At 64.9% G+C, this 15,537-nt stretch carries 10 protein-coding genes and 3 pseudogenes; 11 read left to right on the top strand and 2 right to left on the bottom strand.

Annotated features, from left to right (window positions below):
• The 11 genes and pseudogenes from AOQ71_RS49315 to AOQ71_RS38360 all read left to right on the top strand — a co-directional run.
• A pseudogene (locus AOQ71_RS49315) lies at positions 1-115 on the top strand (phosphatidylserine decarboxylase); the annotation flags it as partial.
• Positions 116-202: 87 nt separating this feature from the next.
• Positions 203-1,084, top strand: coding sequence for a CDP-alcohol phosphatidyltransferase family protein (locus tag AOQ71_RS38405; protein ID WP_057758405.1), 882 nt, complete (start codon positions 203-205; stop codon positions 1,082-1,084).
• Positions 1,085-1,204: 120 nt separating this feature from the next.
• Positions 1,205-1,924 carry an RraA family protein gene (locus AOQ71_RS38400; RefSeq protein WP_057759062.1) on the top strand — a complete coding sequence of 240 codons (720 nt, stop codon included), beginning with the start codon at positions 1,205-1,207 and terminating at the stop codon, positions 1,922-1,924.
• A gap of 15 nt (positions 1,925-1,939) precedes the next feature.
• The gene (locus AOQ71_RS38395) at positions 1,940-2,764 is read left to right on the top strand and encodes an SDR family NAD(P)-dependent oxidoreductase (RefSeq protein ID WP_057758403.1); all 825 of its coding nucleotides are present in this window, start codon (positions 1,940-1,942) and stop codon (positions 2,762-2,764) included.
• Positions 2,765-2,975: 211 nt separating this feature from the next.
• Positions 2,976-3,749, top strand: a complete 774-nt coding sequence (locus AOQ71_RS38390) for a motility protein A (protein ID WP_057759060.1) — start codon at positions 2,976-2,978, stop codon at positions 3,747-3,749.
• A 25-nt stretch (positions 3,750-3,774) separates the two neighbouring features.
• The gene (locus tag AOQ71_RS38385; protein WP_057758401.1) at positions 3,775-4,605 is read left to right on the top strand and encodes an OmpA/MotB family protein; all 831 of its coding nucleotides are present in this window, start codon (positions 3,775-3,777) and stop codon (positions 4,603-4,605) included.
• Between the two features lie 172 nt (positions 4,606-4,777).
• Positions 4,778-6,676: a potassium transporter Kup gene (locus AOQ71_RS38380; RefSeq protein WP_057758399.1), complete on the top strand. Its 1,899-nt coding sequence runs from the start codon at positions 4,778-4,780 to the stop codon at positions 6,674-6,676.
• Positions 6,677-6,829: 153 nt separating this feature from the next.
• On the top strand, positions 6,830-8,758 hold the full coding sequence (locus AOQ71_RS38375) for a potassium transporter Kup (protein ID WP_057758397.1): 1,929 nt from the start codon (positions 6,830-6,832) through the stop codon (positions 8,756-8,758).
• Between the two features lie 158 nt (positions 8,759-8,916).
• Entirely contained in the window at positions 8,917-9,243 is a 327-nt protein-coding gene (locus tag AOQ71_RS38370) for a rhodanese-like domain-containing protein (protein WP_026202463.1), read from the top strand.
• Positions 9,244-9,251: 8 nt separating this feature from the next.
• The gene (locus tag AOQ71_RS38365) at positions 9,252-10,430 is read left to right on the top strand and encodes an aminotransferase (RefSeq protein WP_057758395.1); all 1,179 of its coding nucleotides are present in this window, start codon (positions 9,252-9,254) and stop codon (positions 10,428-10,430) included.
• 6 nt (positions 10,431-10,436) lie between these two features.
• Entirely contained in the window at positions 10,437-11,549 is a 1,113-nt protein-coding gene (locus tag AOQ71_RS38360; protein ID WP_057758393.1) for a polyamine ABC transporter substrate-binding protein, read from the top strand.
• A gap of 125 nt (positions 11,550-11,674) precedes the next feature.
• Here AOQ71_RS38360 and AOQ71_RS49305 read toward each other — a convergent pair.
• Positions 11,675-14,946 (bottom strand): annotated as a pseudogene (locus tag AOQ71_RS49305) (autotransporter outer membrane beta-barrel domain-containing protein); the annotation flags it as partial.
• Between the two features lie 222 nt (positions 14,947-15,168).
• Positions 15,169-15,309 (bottom strand): annotated as a pseudogene (locus AOQ71_RS50500) (hypothetical protein); the annotation flags it as partial.
• Between the last annotated feature and the right edge of the window lie 228 nt (positions 15,310-15,537).

The raw sequence follows: 15,537 nt of genomic DNA, 5'->3' as shown, positions 1-15,537 counted from the left end.
CCTGCCGATCGGCACCAAGGCGCTGGTCTCGGAGGGGCAGACAGCGATCGCGGGCGAGACCATCCTGGCCGACCTCACCGGCGACGACCCCGGCCGCACTTACCGCGCCTCTTGACCAAGACGCCGCTGTCGGGGGCCTTCCGCCGCGATGGCGGAGGGGGGCACGGCTTGCTATATCTCGCCCAGAGGTAAGGACGAGCCAATGACGCCCTACGACGACCGAGATCCAGATATTCGCCGCCGGCGGTTCCGCCCGATCCCGGTGCGGATGCTGGTGCCAAATATCATCACGCTGCTGGCGATCTGTGCCGGCCTGACGGCGATCCGGCTGTCGATCGAGGGGCGGATGACGCTGGCCGTCTACGCCATCGTGTTCGCGGCCGCGCTCGACGGCATCGATGGCCGCATCGCGCGGCTGATCAAGGGCCAGTCCAAATTCGGCGCCGAGCTCGACAGCCTCGCCGACTTCGTCAATTTCGGCGTCGCCCCGGGACTGATGCTGTACTTCTGGCAGTTGCACGAGCTCGGCAATGCCGGCTGGATCGCGGCCATGGTGTTTGCGATCTCCATGTGCCTGCGGCTCGCGCGCTTCAACGCCACCCTTGATGATCCGAACAAGCCGGCATTCGCCGCCAATTTCTTCACCGGCGTGCCGGCGCCGGCCGGCGCCATCACGGTGATGTTGCCGATCTATGCGGCGTTCCTGGATCTCGGGCGCTGGCCCGCGGCTCTGACGGCGGGCTACACGCTGCTGATCGCCTTTCTGATGGTGTCGCGGCTGCCGGTGTTCTCCGGCAAGAGCATGCGCATGCGGGTGCCTCCCGAGCTCGTGCTGCCGGCGTTCGTCGCGGTGATCTTCTTCATTGCGCTTCTGATCAGCTATCCCTGGTACGTGCTGTCGGTCGGCACGGCGCTGTATCTTCTCGCCTTGCCGCTCGGTTACAAATCCTACCGCGACCAGGCGCGCGCGATGCAGGCCACCACGCCGCCCAGCGGCGAGGTCCCGTCGCCGCCGTCGGCGCCGACACTGACAAGCCTGTCGGAGCCGCCGCACGACGACGACCGGCCCGGACGACTGCACTGAGCGATCGCACGCGGATATCTGCCATGAGGCCACCCGAGTTGGGTTAAGGCCCGATCTCGGCTATATCGCCCTGTGTCGGCGGCATCGCGTCAATCAGCCGCCAATCTGGGAGAGAACGCCGTGACCAATACCGCGACCGGGCCGCTGCCCGCTTCCGTCCTCGAAGCGCTGGGCCGCTATGACACGCCGACGATCTGCAATGCCATGGAGATCGTGGCGCCGGAGCGCCGCCTGATCGGCTACACCACCAAACAGTTGGTCTGCCCGTTCCCGGATCTGCCTCCGATCGTCGGCTATGCCCGCACGGTCGCGATCCGCTCGGTCCTGAAATCCTCGCTCCCGGCCGAGGAACAGTCGAAGCGCCGCATCGAATATTATGAGTATGTCGGAACCGGCCACGGTCCGCGCATCTCGGTGATCCAGGACATCGATGGCCCCGACGTCGGCTACGGCGCGTTCTGGGGCGAGGTGCAAAGCAACGTGCACAAGGCGCTCGGCTGCCTCGGCGTCATCACCGACGGCTCGATCCGCGACATCCCGCAATGGGCTCCTGGTTTCCAGGCGCTGGCCGGTTCGATCGGCCCGTCGCATGCATGGGTGCATGCGGAAAGCTTTGGCGGTGAGGTGCGCGTCGCCGGCATGACCGTGAGGTCGGACGATCTGATCCACGCCGACCGGCATGGCGCCATCGTGATCCCGCTCGACGTCGCTGCGAAACTGCCTGAGGCCGCCGAGCTCTGCGGCCGCCGCGAGACGCCGATCCTCGAGATCGCGCGCAGCCCCGACTTTTCGCTGGAGAAGCTCAAGGCCGCGCTGAAACGCTCGGCGGAGATTCACTAGTCCAGGAGTGACGTCATGAACATGCGCGGCAAGACGGTGCTGATCACGGGCTCGACCGATGGTGTCGGGCGCTATGTTGCAACCCGCCTTGCCGCCGAAGGCGCTGATGTCCTGATCCATGGCCGGAGTGCTGAGCGCGCAAAGGCGCTGATCGACGAGATCGTGAAGGCCGGCCACGCCGCGCCGACCTTCTATCAGGCCGATCTATCGTCCATGGCAGGCACGCGCGAGCTTGCGGCGGCTGTGATCCGTGACCACAAACGCCTCGACGTCCTCGTCAGCAACGCCGGCATCGGCTCGCAGAATGACGGGCCGCAACGACAGGAGAGCCGCGATGGTCACGAGCTGCGCTTTGCCGTGAACTATCTCTCGGGCTTCCTGCTGGTCCATTTGCTGCTGCCGTTGCTGAAGGCCGCGGCGCCCTCGCGCATCGTCAATGTCGCTTCGCTCGGCCAGCATCCGATCGATTTCGACGACGTCATGATCACGAAGGGCTATAGCGGCTCGCGCGCCTATGCGCAGAGCAAGCTGTCGCAGATCATGTTCACGATCGATCTCGCGGAGGAATTGAAAAGCGACCGGATCACCGTGAACGCGCTGCATCCGGCGACCTATATGAACACCACGATGGTGCGCGCCGGCGGTATCACGCCGATGTCGACGGTGGAGCAGGGCGGCGCGGCGATCCTGCATCTGGTCGAGGGCGACGACGTTGCCGCTCGAAGCGGCCTGTTCTTCAACGGCATGAACGAGGCACGCGCCAATCCGCAGGCCTATGATGCCGATGCGCGCCGCCGCCTGCGCACGCTCAGCCTGGAGCTGACGGGACTGTCGTCCTGACGCGCCTCAATTATGGTTAGCAAAGTGTTGAGATTGATGTCGCAGAACGGCAAAGCCACGGTCGTTCCGTCGCGTTGCGCCGCTCGGTCGCATCGGATGAACTTAACCTTTACGCGGCTTTAAGGGCACCCCTCTAGGGTTCCGATGCGGTTCGGGTTGGACCGTGCCAGCGGCCAGGATGGCCGTTGTTGCGTTCGCGTTGGAGTCTGCCATGGATATCATGACCGGCGTGGGCCTTGTGGTGGGCTTTGGCGTCATCGCCACCATGATGCTCTTGGGCGGTGATCTCCACATGTTCATCTCCGAACATGCGATGATCATCATCTTCGGTGGCTCGACCGCGGCGACCATGATCCGCTTCCCGCTGTCCGCGCTGATGCACGGCCTGCCGCTCGGCGCCAAGTTCGCCTTCACCATGAGCCGGCTGTCGGCGCACGACCTCGTCGACGAGCTTGCCCGCATCGCCGAGATCGCCCGCAAGCAGGGACCGGTCGGCCTCGAAAAGGTCGAGACCGACGAGCCGTTCCTTGCCAAGGGCATCCGCTACGTCGCGGACGGCTACGACCTCGACTTCATCCGCGACAATCTCGAGCGTGATCGCGACAACTTCCTCATGCACCTCGACGAGGGCAGCAAGATCTACCGCGCCATCGGCGACTGCGCCCCGGCGTTCGGCATGATCGGGACCCTGATCGGCATGGTGCAGATGTTCGCGAACATGACCGACCCGTCCAAGCTCGGCCCGTTCATGGCAACCGCGCTGCTCGCGACGCTGTACGGCGCGTTGGTGGCGAACCTGTTCTGTCTGCCGATCGCCGACAAGCTGCACGGCAAGCTGCTCGACGAGGAAACCAACCGCACGCTGATCATCGACGGCATCCTGATGATCCGCGACTCCAAGAGCCCGACGCTCGTGCGCGAAATGCTGCTGGCCTATCTGCCGGAGAAGCATCGCCACGCCGAAGGCGAGCCGGTGCCGGCATAAGGCTGCCCGGTCCGGATATCGAGATATGGCCAAGAAGAAGCGCGGCGATGCTCACGGAGGCGGTCACGGCTGGTTCGTGACCTTCGCCGACCTGATGGGACTGATGATGAGCTTCTTCGTGATGCTCGTCGCATTCTCGACCCAGGATGCCAACAAGCTCAAGGTCGTCGCAGGCTCGATGCGTGACGCCTTCGGCGTCCAGAGCGAGGCGCGCTACGCCGGCATCGTCGAGTCCGACGGTCTGCCGACCCGGCCGCGGCTGAAGAACGTCGATCACATCGAGCCGGAGGACGCCTCCAACACGCCGACGCCGGACCAGGAAGATCGCGACCGCACCCAGGGCGCGAAGATGAAGATCGATCGCAATTTCGCACTGGCCGCGGCCTCGCTGCGTCAGGCGCTGCAGGACATGCCGGAACTGACCGAAATGTCCAAGCACATCATGTTCGAGGAGACCAAGCAGGGCCTCAACCTCGAGATCGTCGACCAGGACGGCCGCTCGATGTTCGCGGATGGATCCAAGGTGCCTTACGATCGCACCCGTCGCCTGATCGAGAAGCTCGCGGTCCCGCTCAAGGCCACGCCCTTGCGTGTCTCCATCGCGGGCCACACCGCGGCCGGCTTCGTGCCGACGCGCAGCGACTATGGTGCCTTCGACCTGTCGGCCGATCGCGCCAACGCAGTGCGCCAGATCCTCGAGCGCGAGGGCCTGCCGCCGTCGCACATCTTCGCCGTCTCCGGCAAGGCGGATACCCAGCCGTTGTTCCCGGACGATCCATCGCTCGCGGCGAACCGCCGCGTGACCATCACCCTGATGCGCGAAGATCCGCCGCTGCCGCCGAACCTGAAGCCCTAAATCCCTTGCCTACCATTTTACCTCAGGCGGCCGGTCTCCATGCTGGCGAACGTGGCTGTGCCGTCACAGCATCTGCCGCGGCTCCTGCTATGGTGGCAGGCCGATTGACAGGCGCGTCCGAAGCGTCGAAAGGCGCCGGATCAATTCCAGGGACGAAACGTTTTCCACCCGCATGACGGCGAGCATCACACAGACCGAGACCCAGGAGGGGCCGGTCACATCAGGTTTTTGGGCCCTGACGCTCGGGAGCATCGGTGTCGTCTTCGGCGACATCGGCACCTCGCCGCTTTACGCGTTTCACGAGGCGGTGAGGGGCGCGGCGCACGGCGCGCCGGTGACGCGGATCATGGTGCTCGGCGTGCTGTCACTGATCCTGTGGGCGCTGCTGATCGTCGTCACCGCCAAATACGTGCTGCTGCTGCTGCGCGCCGACAATAACGGGGAGGGCGGCACGCTCTCCTTGATGGCGCTCGGCCAGCGCGCGCTGGGGCGGCGGAGCTGGTTCCTGCTCGCGCTCGGCGTGGTCGGCGCCTCGATGTTCATCGGCGATTCCATGATCACGCCGGCGATCTCGGTGCTATCGGCGGTCGACGGACTCAAGCTCGCGACGCCCGCATTCGAGCACTATGTCGTGCCGCTCACGGTGCTGATCCTGGTGCTGCTGTTTGCGGTGCAGAGCAAGGGCACGGCGCTGGTGGCCTCGGCCTTCGGACCGGTGATGGTGGTCTGGTTCGGATGTCTCGCGGTCCTCGGCGTCATTCACATCGCCGACGACCCGTCGGTGCTGGCTGCGATCAATCCCTATTACGCGCTGCAATTCCTGCTGTCGCATGGCACGATCGGCCTGGTGACGCTTGGCGCCGTGTTTCTCGCCGTGACCGGCGGTGAAGCGCTCTATGCCGACCTCGGTCATTTCGGCCGCAAGCCGATCCAATCGGCCTGGATGTTCTTCGTGCTGCCCTCGCTGCTGATCAACTATTTCGGCCAGGGCGCGCTGGTGCTGTCCGATCCCAGCGCGATCGAGCATTCATTCTATCGCATGGTGCCCGAGCATCTGGTGCTGCCGCTGGTCGGGCTCGCGACTGCTGCCACCGTCATCGCGAGCCAGGCGGTGATCACCGGTGCCTATTCGCTGGTCTATCAGGCGGTGCAGCTCGGCCTCTTGCCGCGCTTCGAGGTGCGCTACACGTCGGAGACCCATGCCGGCCAGATCTACCTGCCGCGGGTCAACCGGCTGCTGCTGATCGGCGTTATGCTGCTGGTGCTGCTGTTCCACACGCCCAGCAATCTCGCTTCGGCCTATGGCATTGCGGTTTCCACCACCATGGTCGCCGACGGCATCATGGGCTTTGTGGTGATCTGGAAATTGTGGAACTGGAAGGCTGCGACCGCTGCGGTGGTGATCCTGCCTTTCGTCATGGTCGATATCACCTTCTTCAGCGCCAATCTCCTGAAGCTGCTGGAAGGCGCCTGGGTCCCGCTGCTTTTCGGTGCGACGATGGCGGCGACGATCTGGACCTGGCGGCGCGGCTCGGCAATCCTGATCCAGAAGACGCGCCGGATCGAGGTGCCACTGGACGACCTGATCCGCAGCCTGGAGAAGCGGCCACCGCACATCGTCAAGGGCACGGCGGTGTTCCTGACCAGCGATCCCGCTTTCGTGCCGACCGCGCTGCTGCACAATCTCAAGCACAACAAGGTGCTGCATGAGCACAACGTGATCCTGACCATCGAGACCGCGCACACGCCGCGGGTCGATCTCTCCGAGCGCTTCAAGATGGAGAAGATCAGCGAGAAGTTCTCCAAGGTGCGGCTGCGCTTCGGCTTCATGGAGCAGCCCAACGTGCCCAAGGCTCTCGCGATCGCGCGCAAGCAGGGCTGGCAGTTCGACATCATGTCGACGTCGTTCTTCGTGTCGCGGCGCTCGCTGAAGGCCTCGGCGCAATCGGGCATGCCGCTCTGGCAGGACCACCTGTTCATCGCGCTCAGCCGCTCGGCCAACGACGCCACCGACTATTTCCAGATTCCGACCGGCCGGGTGGTTGAAGTCGGAACCCAAGTCACCATTTGAGGGCGAATGGGACGCAAGGGCGAACCTATGTGAATTTTGCATGCCAAGGGCCCAGAATCGGGCTAGGCTATGCCGGCAGCGCAGGACTATAAGCCGCGCGCTCTCTTCAGCTGTTGTGCAGTGAAGCATTTTTAGAGGCCACCAGGCTCTCCCATGACAAGTGACGTAGCAGTTCCCGCCCCGGCAACGGCGGCGGCCAATGGGCGTGGCGACGCCCACACCACCGTCGGTTTCGGCGCGCTGACGCTCGGCAGCATCGGCGTCGTCTACGGCGATATCGGCACCAGCCCGCTCTACGCGTTCCGCGAGGCGGTGATGGCGGCATCGGGCGCGGAAGGCGCGCCCACGACGGTCGCCGTGCTCGGCGTCGTCTCGCTGATTCTGTGGGCGCTCGTCGTCGTGGTGACGCTGAAATACGTCGTGATCCTGCTCCGCGCCGACAACAACGGCGAGGGCGGCACGCTCGCCTTGATGGCGCTGGCCCAGCGCGCGGTCGGCACCGGCGGGGCGACCATCGTCCTGCTCGGTATCATCTCCGGCGCGCTGTTCTATGGCGATGCCGTGATCACGCCGGCGGTCTCCGTGCTGTCGGCGATCGAAGGCATGAAGGACGTCACGCTGACATTCGAGCCCTACATCGTTCCGCTGACCGTCCTGATCCTGGTCGTCCTGTTTGCCGTACAGTCGCGCGGCACCGCCCGCGTCGCGGCGTTCTTCGGACCCGTGATGTGCGTCTGGTTCGCGGTGATCGCGATCGCGGCGATTGGTCCGATCATCCGGCAGCCGCAGGTGCTGCTCGCGCTGAACCCGTTCTATGCCGTTTCCTTCATGCTCCACCACGGCATTATCGGCTTCGTCACGCTGGGCGCCGTGTTTCTCGCCGTGACCGGTGCCGAGGCGCTCTATGCCGACCTCGGCCATTTCGGCAAGCGGCCGATCCAGACCGCCTGGCTGTTCGTCGTGCTGCCGTCGTTGGCGCTGAACTATTTGGGGCAGGGTGCTCTCGTGCTCGGCGATCCCGCCGCAATCGAGAGTCCGTTCTTCCAGCTGTTCCCCCAAGGCTGGGTCCGCGGCGGCATGGTTGTGCTTGCCACCGCCGCCACCGTCATCGCCAGCCAAGCCGTCATTACCGGCGCCTACTCGCTGACGCGGCAGGCGATTCAGCTCGGGCTGCTGCCGCGCTTTGAAATTCGCCATACATCCGAAGCCCATTCCGGCCAGATCTTCATCCCGCGCATCAACCAGCTGCTGCTGGTTGCCGTGATCTTGATGGTCCTGTTGTTCCGCTCCTCCAGCGCGCTGGCCTCGGCCTACGGCATCGCCGTGACCGGCACCATGGTGGTCACCGGTTTGATGGGCTTTGTCGTGATCTGGAAGGCCTGGAAGTGGTCTGCGCTGGGAGCCGCGGCGCTGATCGCGCCGTTCCTGTTCCTCGACCTGACGTTCCTCGCCGCCAATCTGCTCAAGGTGTTCGAGGGCGGCTGGGTGCCGCTCGCGCTCGGCTCCCTCATGATCCTGCTGATGTACACGTGGCGGCGCGGCAGCCGGCTGCTGTTCGAGAAGTCGCGCAAGCTCGAATTCCCGCTCGCCGACCTCGTGGCGATGCTGGAAAAGCGGCCACCGCAGCGGGTCCCTGGAACCGCGGTGTTCCTGACCAGCGATCCCCTCAGCGCGCCGACTGCGCTGATGCATAGTCTGAAACACTACAAAGTGCTTCACGAGAAGAATGTCATTCTCACCATCGAGACCGCGCAGACCCCGCGCATCGATCCGGCCGAGCGCGTCCGGCTGGAGCAGATCTCACCGACCTTCTCCAAGGTGAGGCTGAAGTTCGGCTTCATGGAATCGCCCAACGTGCCGAAGGCCCTCGCCATCGCCCGCAAGCTCGGCTGGCAGTTCGACATCATGTCGACCTCGTTCTTCCTGTCGCGCAGGGCGCTCAAGCCTGCCGCCCATTCGGGCATGCCGCGCTGGCAGGACCGGCTGTTCATCTCGCTCAGCCGTTCGGCAAACGATGCCACCGACTATTTCCAGATCCCCTCGGGGCGCGTGGTCGAGGTCGGCACGCAAGTCACGATCTAGCGCCCGGATTCAAAGCCGCACTTCAAGTCGCTGCGATTTAGCTTTAACTTGCGCAAGGCAGCTCAAGCCTTTGCAGCGCTTGATTTTCGCTTGCCGAGAGGCGAGGTTGCCGCCGGCCGGGATCACTCCGGCGAGCGCCCCCGACGTTGGAGGATGATGTGGCAAATCAAGTACAGGATCTGACCCCGGACGAGGTCTCCAAGGGTGTCGCGGAAGGGCGCTATCTGCTGGTCGACGTCCGTGAGCCGAACGAGGTCGAGGCCGAGGCTTACCCGTACGGCGTGGTCGTGCCGCTCTCGACCTTCGATCCCAAGGCAATCCCTGATCCCCAAGGCAAGGACGTCGTGTTCGCCTGCCGCTCCGGCAAGCGCTCGGTGACCGCCTCGCTGGCGGCGCAAGCGGCCGGCCTGCCCTACGACAAGCATCTGGCCGGCGGCATGCTTGGCTGGAAGGCGGCGGGGCTTCCCAGCAAGGTCGGTGGCTGATCGGGTCGATGTCCAAAAGCTCTTCCCTGAACAAGGTCTTCGCCGACCTTCCTGTCACCATCTTCGAGGCGATGTCGCAGGCCGCGCGCGACAATGCCGCCATCAATCTCGGCCAGGGCTTTCCCGACGATCCCGGCCCCGAGGACATCCGCCGCGCCGCGGCCGACGCCTCGCTCAACGGCTACAACCAGTATCCGTCGATGATGGGCATCCCGGAGCTGCGCCAGGCGATCGCGACCCATTACGACCACTGGCATGGCCTCAAGCTCGATCCGATGAGCGAGGTGATGGTGACGTCAGGCGGCACCGAGGCGCTGACCTCGGCGATCCTGGCGGTGGTGCAGCCCGGTGACGAGGTGGTCTGCTTCCAGCCGGTCTATGATTCCTACCTGCCGATCATCCGCCAGGCCGGCGGCATTCCGCGCCTGGTGCGGCTCGAGCCGCCGCACTGGCGACTGAATGAGGACATGCTGAAAAGCGTCTTCAATTCAAAGACCAAGGCCGTGCTGTTCAACAATCCCCTGAATCCGTCGGCGGTGGTGTATCCGCGCGAGGACCTCGAGCTCTTGGCGCGGTACTGCCAGGAGTTCGACGTCATCGCGATTTGCGACGAGGTCTGGGAGCACGTCACCTTCGACGAGCACAAGCACATCCCGCTGATCACCGTCCCCGGCATGCGCGAGCGCACCATCAAGGTCGGTTCGGCCGGCAAGATCTTCTCGCTGACCGGCTGGAAGATCGGCTTCGTCTGCGCCGCGCCGCCGTTGCTCCGCGTCGCCGCCAAGGTGCACCAGTTCCTGACCTTCACCACCGCGCCGAACCTGCAGGCCGCCGTCGCCTACGGCCTCGGCAAGTCCGACGACTACTTCCTGTCGATGCGCAAGGACCTGACGCGGAGCCGGGATCGCCTGACCAGGGGCCTCGAGAGCCTCGGCTTCCCCGTGCTGAAGTCGCAAGGCACCTACTTCCTCACCGTCGACCTGTCGCCGCTCGGGCTCAACGAGAGCGATACCGAGTTCTGCTGGCGGATCGTGAAAGACTACAAGGTCGCGGCGATCCCGGTTTCGGCATTCTACGAGCAGGACCCTGTGACCTCGGTGGTGCGCTTCTGCTTTGCCAAGAAAGACCAGACGCTCGACACCGCGCTGGAGCGGCTGTCGGATGCGATACGCGGACGCAAGAGGTAGACAGAGATGACCAACGTCAGGCGCTCCAGGTTTCGCCTTGGTCTTGCGGTCGCCGCGGCGCTGACGTTGCTCTCGCAAGGGGCGGGCGCCGAGGAGCGGGTCGTCAACTTCTACAACTGGTCGAACTACATGGCGCCCGACGTCCTTGAGGCCTTCACCAGGGAGACCGGCATCAAGGTGGTCTACGACACCTTCGATGCCAACGAGACGCTGGAGACGCGGCTGATGGCCGGCAAGTCCGGCTACGACGTCGTGGTGCCCACGGCCTATTTCCTGCAGCGCCAGATCAAGGCGAACATCTTCCAGAAGCTCGACAAGTCGCAACTGCCGAACCTCGCCAACGCCTGGCCCGTGGTGACGCAGCGCCTCGCCACCTACGACCCCGGCAACGTCTACGCCGCGAACTACATGTGGGGCACGACGGGCATCGGCTACAACGTCGCCAAGGTGAAGCAGATCCTGGGCCCCGACGCCAAGATCGACAGCTGGGACATCGTCTTCAAGCCGGAGAACCTGGCGAAGTTCAAAGAATGCGGCGTGCATATGCTCGACTCCGCCGACGACATCTTTCCGGCGGCGCTGAGCTATCTCGGGCTCGATCCGAACTCGACCAAGCAGGCCGACCTCGAGAAGGCCGCGGACGCCGTCGCAAAAGTCCGCCCGTCCGTGCGCAAGTTTCACTCGTCCGAATACTTAAGCGCGCTCGCCACCGGCGAGATCTGCTTCGTGGTCGGCTGGTCCGGCGACATCATGCAGGCCCGCGCCCGCGCGGCGGAAGCCAAGAGCGGCATCGAGATCGGCTACGCCATTCCGAAGGAGGGCGCGCAGATGTTCTTCGACAATCTCGCGATCCCCGCGGATGCCAAGAACGTTAAGGAAGCCTACGAGCTGATCAACTATCTCTATCGCCCCGACGTCGCCGCCAAGAACTCGGACTTTTTGTCTTATGCCAACGGCAACCTCGCCAGCCAAAAGCTGGTCGATCCGAAGATTTTGAACGACAAGAACATCTATCCGGACGAGGCGACGCTCGCAAAGCTGTTCGTCATCACCGCCCGCGATCCCGCCACCCAGCGCATCATCAACCGGCTCTGGACCAAGGTGAAGACGGGGCGCTGACACGCCGCGTGCCCATTTCCGCAAAACAACCCCATGCACAGTAGAACCGTCGCCGGCGAGGCTCCGGTCATTTGACACGTCGGGCAAAACACCAGCTCGCAGCATCGCGAGAGAGCAGGCGCCACCTACCACCCGTAACGTACCGTCCCCTTGCCGGCGTACGAGCGGGTCACGTCGGAGAACTCTCCCTCGAAGCTCGCCGCCGCCGACCAGCCGTTCAGCCATGTCATCTCTGCGGAGGCGGTGGCGAGGGTGGAGTCGGCTGCCGGTCGCGCACCGCCGACGACGAAGCTCGCGCCGGGCAGCGCCTGAAAAGTCGCGGCGACGTTGCGGTCGGGATTGACGTCGTGGGCCCAGGCGGCGCGGCCGCGCAGCGTGAGGACGCCGTTCGCCATGGCGAAGGATTTATCGGCGCGCAGGCCGAGCTCGCTTCGGGCGTCGGTGACGCTGCTGGCGGTGTAGGCGAGCGCGAAAGTATTGCTCCCCGAGACGACTGACTCCGCATAGGCCGGCAGGTTGAACGTCGTGAACTGACCCGCGGCATAGGGCGTGAGGCCGAGGCCGCCGGTCCACGGCGCGACAAAGCGATAGCCGCCTTCGAGACGGCCGCTCCACGCATTGGCGTTGAACTCGGCGCGCAGGCGGTCGGTGCCGGTGAGCGTCACGATGCGATCGGTGGTGACGTCCTGCCAGCCATAGGCGAGCGCCGCGGTGAGATAGGCCGGGCCGATGGTATGGCGCAGGAAGGCGCCGGCCTGGAACAGATCCGAGCGGCCCCAGCCGAGACCGCTGACGCTGAAGCTGGTGCCGCCGCCGGCGAGCGCGAAGCCGGCGATGGTGTTCGGCGAGAAGCGATAGTCGGCGCCGACAGCGGTGCCGTAGAGGCTGCTTGTCGTATTGGCCGAGCCGACCGCCGCGTTGCCGCCGGTGGTCTGCGAGCCGCCGAAGCCCGCCGCCCAGACGTTCCAGCGTTGGTCGAAGGCGGACTCCGCATGCGGCGCCTTGCCCGAAATGCTGGCGAAGGCGCCGCGTGCATCGCCGCTGCGCGTCGCGCCGGCGAGCGATGCGCTCTCGTCGGCGTATGGCACGGCGGGCGCGCCACCGCCCGCGCCACTATCGCGGCCGGCGACGAACGGATCGGTCAGCAGCCCATGAACTGGCTCATGGCGCCGAACGTGGTCTGCTGCGATCCGGTCGCGCTCTCGCCGGAAAGCTGCGACAGGCCATTTGCGGAGCGCCCGACGAAGGTGGAGTTGATGCCGCCATTGGCGTCGAAGAAGTTCTGCAGCGCGGCTGCGACTGTCTTCTGGTTGGTATTGAGGTTGGTTCGGGTGCCGTAATCGAGCGCGAAATTCAGGTAGGCGTGACCGGCATCGTAGCCGACGCTCGCAGCGAGGCCGGACGGCACGCCTGTTACCGCGAAACTGGTGAACGTTCCGCTGCGGCCACCGGCCGCGGAGACCAGCGTGTATTGCTTGGCAACGGTGCTGCCGGCGGCGATGCTCACGCCGATCCCGCCACCGAGTGTGGCCGTGCCGGTGACGTTGACCGATGAGGCCGCGCTCGCGTTGACCGTCACCAGATACAGCGCGCCCGACTGGAAGGCGAGGTTGCCTGCGACGGTCAAGGACGAGCCCGGCGTGCCGTTGCCGGCCAGCAGGATGCCGCCGTTGGCGATCACGGTGTTGCCGACGGTGCCGGCGCCGGAGAGGGCGCCGCCCGCGTTCACTCTGGTCAGGCTCGAGGGTGCGATCGAACCGTCGATCTGGAGCATGCCGCCGTCGACGACGGTGGTGCCGGTATAGGTGTTGGTGCCCGAGAGCGTCAGCGTGCCGGTGCCGATCTTCTCTAGATTACCCGGACCGGCCGTGCCGCAACCGCACCATGGGGCGGTATTGAAATCGGAGATCACGCCGCTGACCGTCGTCGAAAGGTTGTTGCTGCCGACCACGAGCGTGTTGCCGCCGCCGATGGAATAGAAACCGGAGCCGGCAATCGAGCCGGCTGTGATGCGGCCATCGCCGTTGGTGCCGCGACTGAAGGAGAAGTCGGCATAGCCGGTACCATTGGTGATGAACTGTGCGTCGCCGCCCGTTGCATTCTGGTAGAAGATGGTTTGGCCGCCGGAATTGGTGGTGATGACGGCGCTGCCCGCGGTCGCACTGCCCTGAAAAACGGTCCACCCCCCATCGTTGTTGGTGATGGCGGCATTGCCTGCCGTCACGTTTTCGTTGACGCAACACCCGCCGAAAGAGGTAGTGCCACCATTACGGTTCGTGATCGTCGCTCCGGCCGCCGACGACTGATCCATAAACGTCGTCGAGCCGGAGTCGTTGATGATGGTGGCGGTCCCGGCATTGGTCGCCGCGTAAAAGGCAGTGTAGCCGCCGTTGTTGTTGATCGTCGCACGGCCCGCGGTGCTGGTATCGGTGCCTCCCATCGTGCCGAACTGCACGTTGCCATAGAGAGTCGGCCCGCCGATGTAGAAGTAATTGTTAGCGATCGTAGCGTTGCCGGCGCTGCTGCTGTTGAGGAAATAGACGGCGCCGAGATTGCTGACGGTCATGGTGCTCGCGGTCGTCGTGCCCGAGAATTCCGTGTAGGTGGACACGTTCGTGATCAGGCTGGTGATCGCCGAGGTGTCGGCATTCCGGATGTAGAGCCTGTCGTAGTTGACGACCGGACCGATGATGGACGCGGTGTGGGTGGCATCACCAAGCACCAGCGGTGAGCCGATTGTGGTGCCGCCGCTGTAGGTGTTGGTACCGAGCAACACCACCTTGTTCCGGTGGTACGTAAAGTCCGCGATCGTCACCTGGCCGGAGCCGGTAATATTGCCGGCGATCGTCAGCGTCTTGCCGTTGGCATCGAAGATGCTGCCGTTGGTCGACTGATCGATCTTGAAGTTGTTGGCGAATATCAGGTCGCTTGTGCCGCCGGCCTGGAATTGGGCGTTTTGCAGAGTGACCGTGCCGGTGCCGAGCGCGCTGCCGTTCGTCGCCCGCAACGTGCCGCCGGCGACCGTGGTGCCGCCGGAATAGGTGTTGGCGCCAGACAGGATCACGGTGCCGTTGGCGTTCTTGAGCAGCAGGCTGCCCACTTGACCTGCGGCGTCGGCGATGGTGCCGGAATAGGTGAAGGTGTATCCGTTGGAATCGATCGTCGCTCCATTGGCGTTGATCTGCGCGGCATTGGCGATGGTGTAATTGCCCCCGGCCTGCAGCGTGCCACCGTTGAAGGTCAAGGCGCCGGTGCCTATTGCCGACGAGACGATCGCGCCGGGCGTGCCGATCGTGTCGACGCCGACCTGAAGCACACTGCTGCCGCCCGCCGCGCCGCAGGCGGTGCCGCAGATCGTGGTTGCGCCGGTGTATGTATTGGCGCCTGACAGCACCAATGTGCCGCCGCCATTGAGCACGATGTCGCCGGTGCCGCTGATCGGCCCCGACATCGTATTGGTCGTGCCTGCCGCGACGGTGATGATGGGATCGCTGTTGATGACGATGGTGTTGGCAATGGTGAGGCGGTCGCCGGCCAATACCAGCCTGGTGACCCCGGCAAGTGTCTCGCCCATCGTCAGCGTGCCGGTGCCGAGTGAATCGCTGTTGCCGATGACGAGCGTCGATCCGTCGCTCACCGAGGTGCCGCCGCTGTAGGTGCTGGCGCCGGTGATGGTGAGCGAACGTCCACCGTCGAGCTTGATCGCGACCGAGGCATCGGTGGCGCCGCCTGTGAGGCCGGTGATGCCGGAGATCGTCACGTCGCCTGAGGCGCCGGCCGCGGTCGTTTGCGCGAAGGTCAGGCTGGCACCGACACCATTGGCAAGGCCGAGATTGCCGGTCAGCGTGCCGCCAACCGACGTCAGCGTGTTGGCGCCGCCGGTGAAGCTGATGGCGTTGCCCCCGGCACCGTATCCAGCGCCGCCGGCAATCGTACCGCTGTTGATGATGGTCAAGCCGGCGCCGATGATGCCGGCGCCTCCGATGCC

Source organism: Bradyrhizobium manausense (assembly GCF_001440035.1).
GTDB lineage: Bacteria > Pseudomonadota > Alphaproteobacteria > Rhizobiales > Xanthobacteraceae > Bradyrhizobium > Bradyrhizobium manausense.
This window is presented reverse-complemented; position numbering and strand designations above follow the sequence as displayed.

Excerpts from the sequence above, each read along its gene's own strand:
- AOQ71_RS38405 (WP_057758405.1), top strand. The coding sequence starts at position 203 with ATGACGCCCTACGACGACCGAGATCCAGATATTCGCCGCCGGCGGTTC.
- AOQ71_RS38395 (WP_057758403.1), top strand. The coding sequence starts at position 1,940 with ATGAACATGCGCGGCAAGACGGTGCTGATCACGGGCTCGACCGATGGT.
- AOQ71_RS38390 (WP_057759060.1), top strand. The coding sequence starts at position 2,976 with ATGGATATCATGACCGGCGTGGGCCTTGTGGTGGGCTTTGGCGTCATC.
- AOQ71_RS38385 (WP_057758401.1), top strand. The coding sequence starts at position 3,775 with ATGGCCAAGAAGAAGCGCGGCGATGCTCACGGAGGCGGTCACGGCTGG.
- AOQ71_RS38380 (WP_057758399.1), top strand. The coding sequence starts at position 4,778 with ATGACGGCGAGCATCACACAGACCGAGACCCAGGAGGGGCCGGTCACA.
- AOQ71_RS38375 (WP_057758397.1), top strand. The coding sequence starts at position 6,830 with ATGACAAGTGACGTAGCAGTTCCCGCCCCGGCAACGGCGGCGGCCAAT.
- AOQ71_RS38365 (WP_057758395.1), top strand. The coding sequence starts at position 9,252 with ATGTCCAAAAGCTCTTCCCTGAACAAGGTCTTCGCCGACCTTCCTGTC.
- AOQ71_RS38360 (WP_057758393.1), top strand. The coding sequence starts at position 10,437 with ATGACCAACGTCAGGCGCTCCAGGTTTCGCCTTGGTCTTGCGGTCGCC.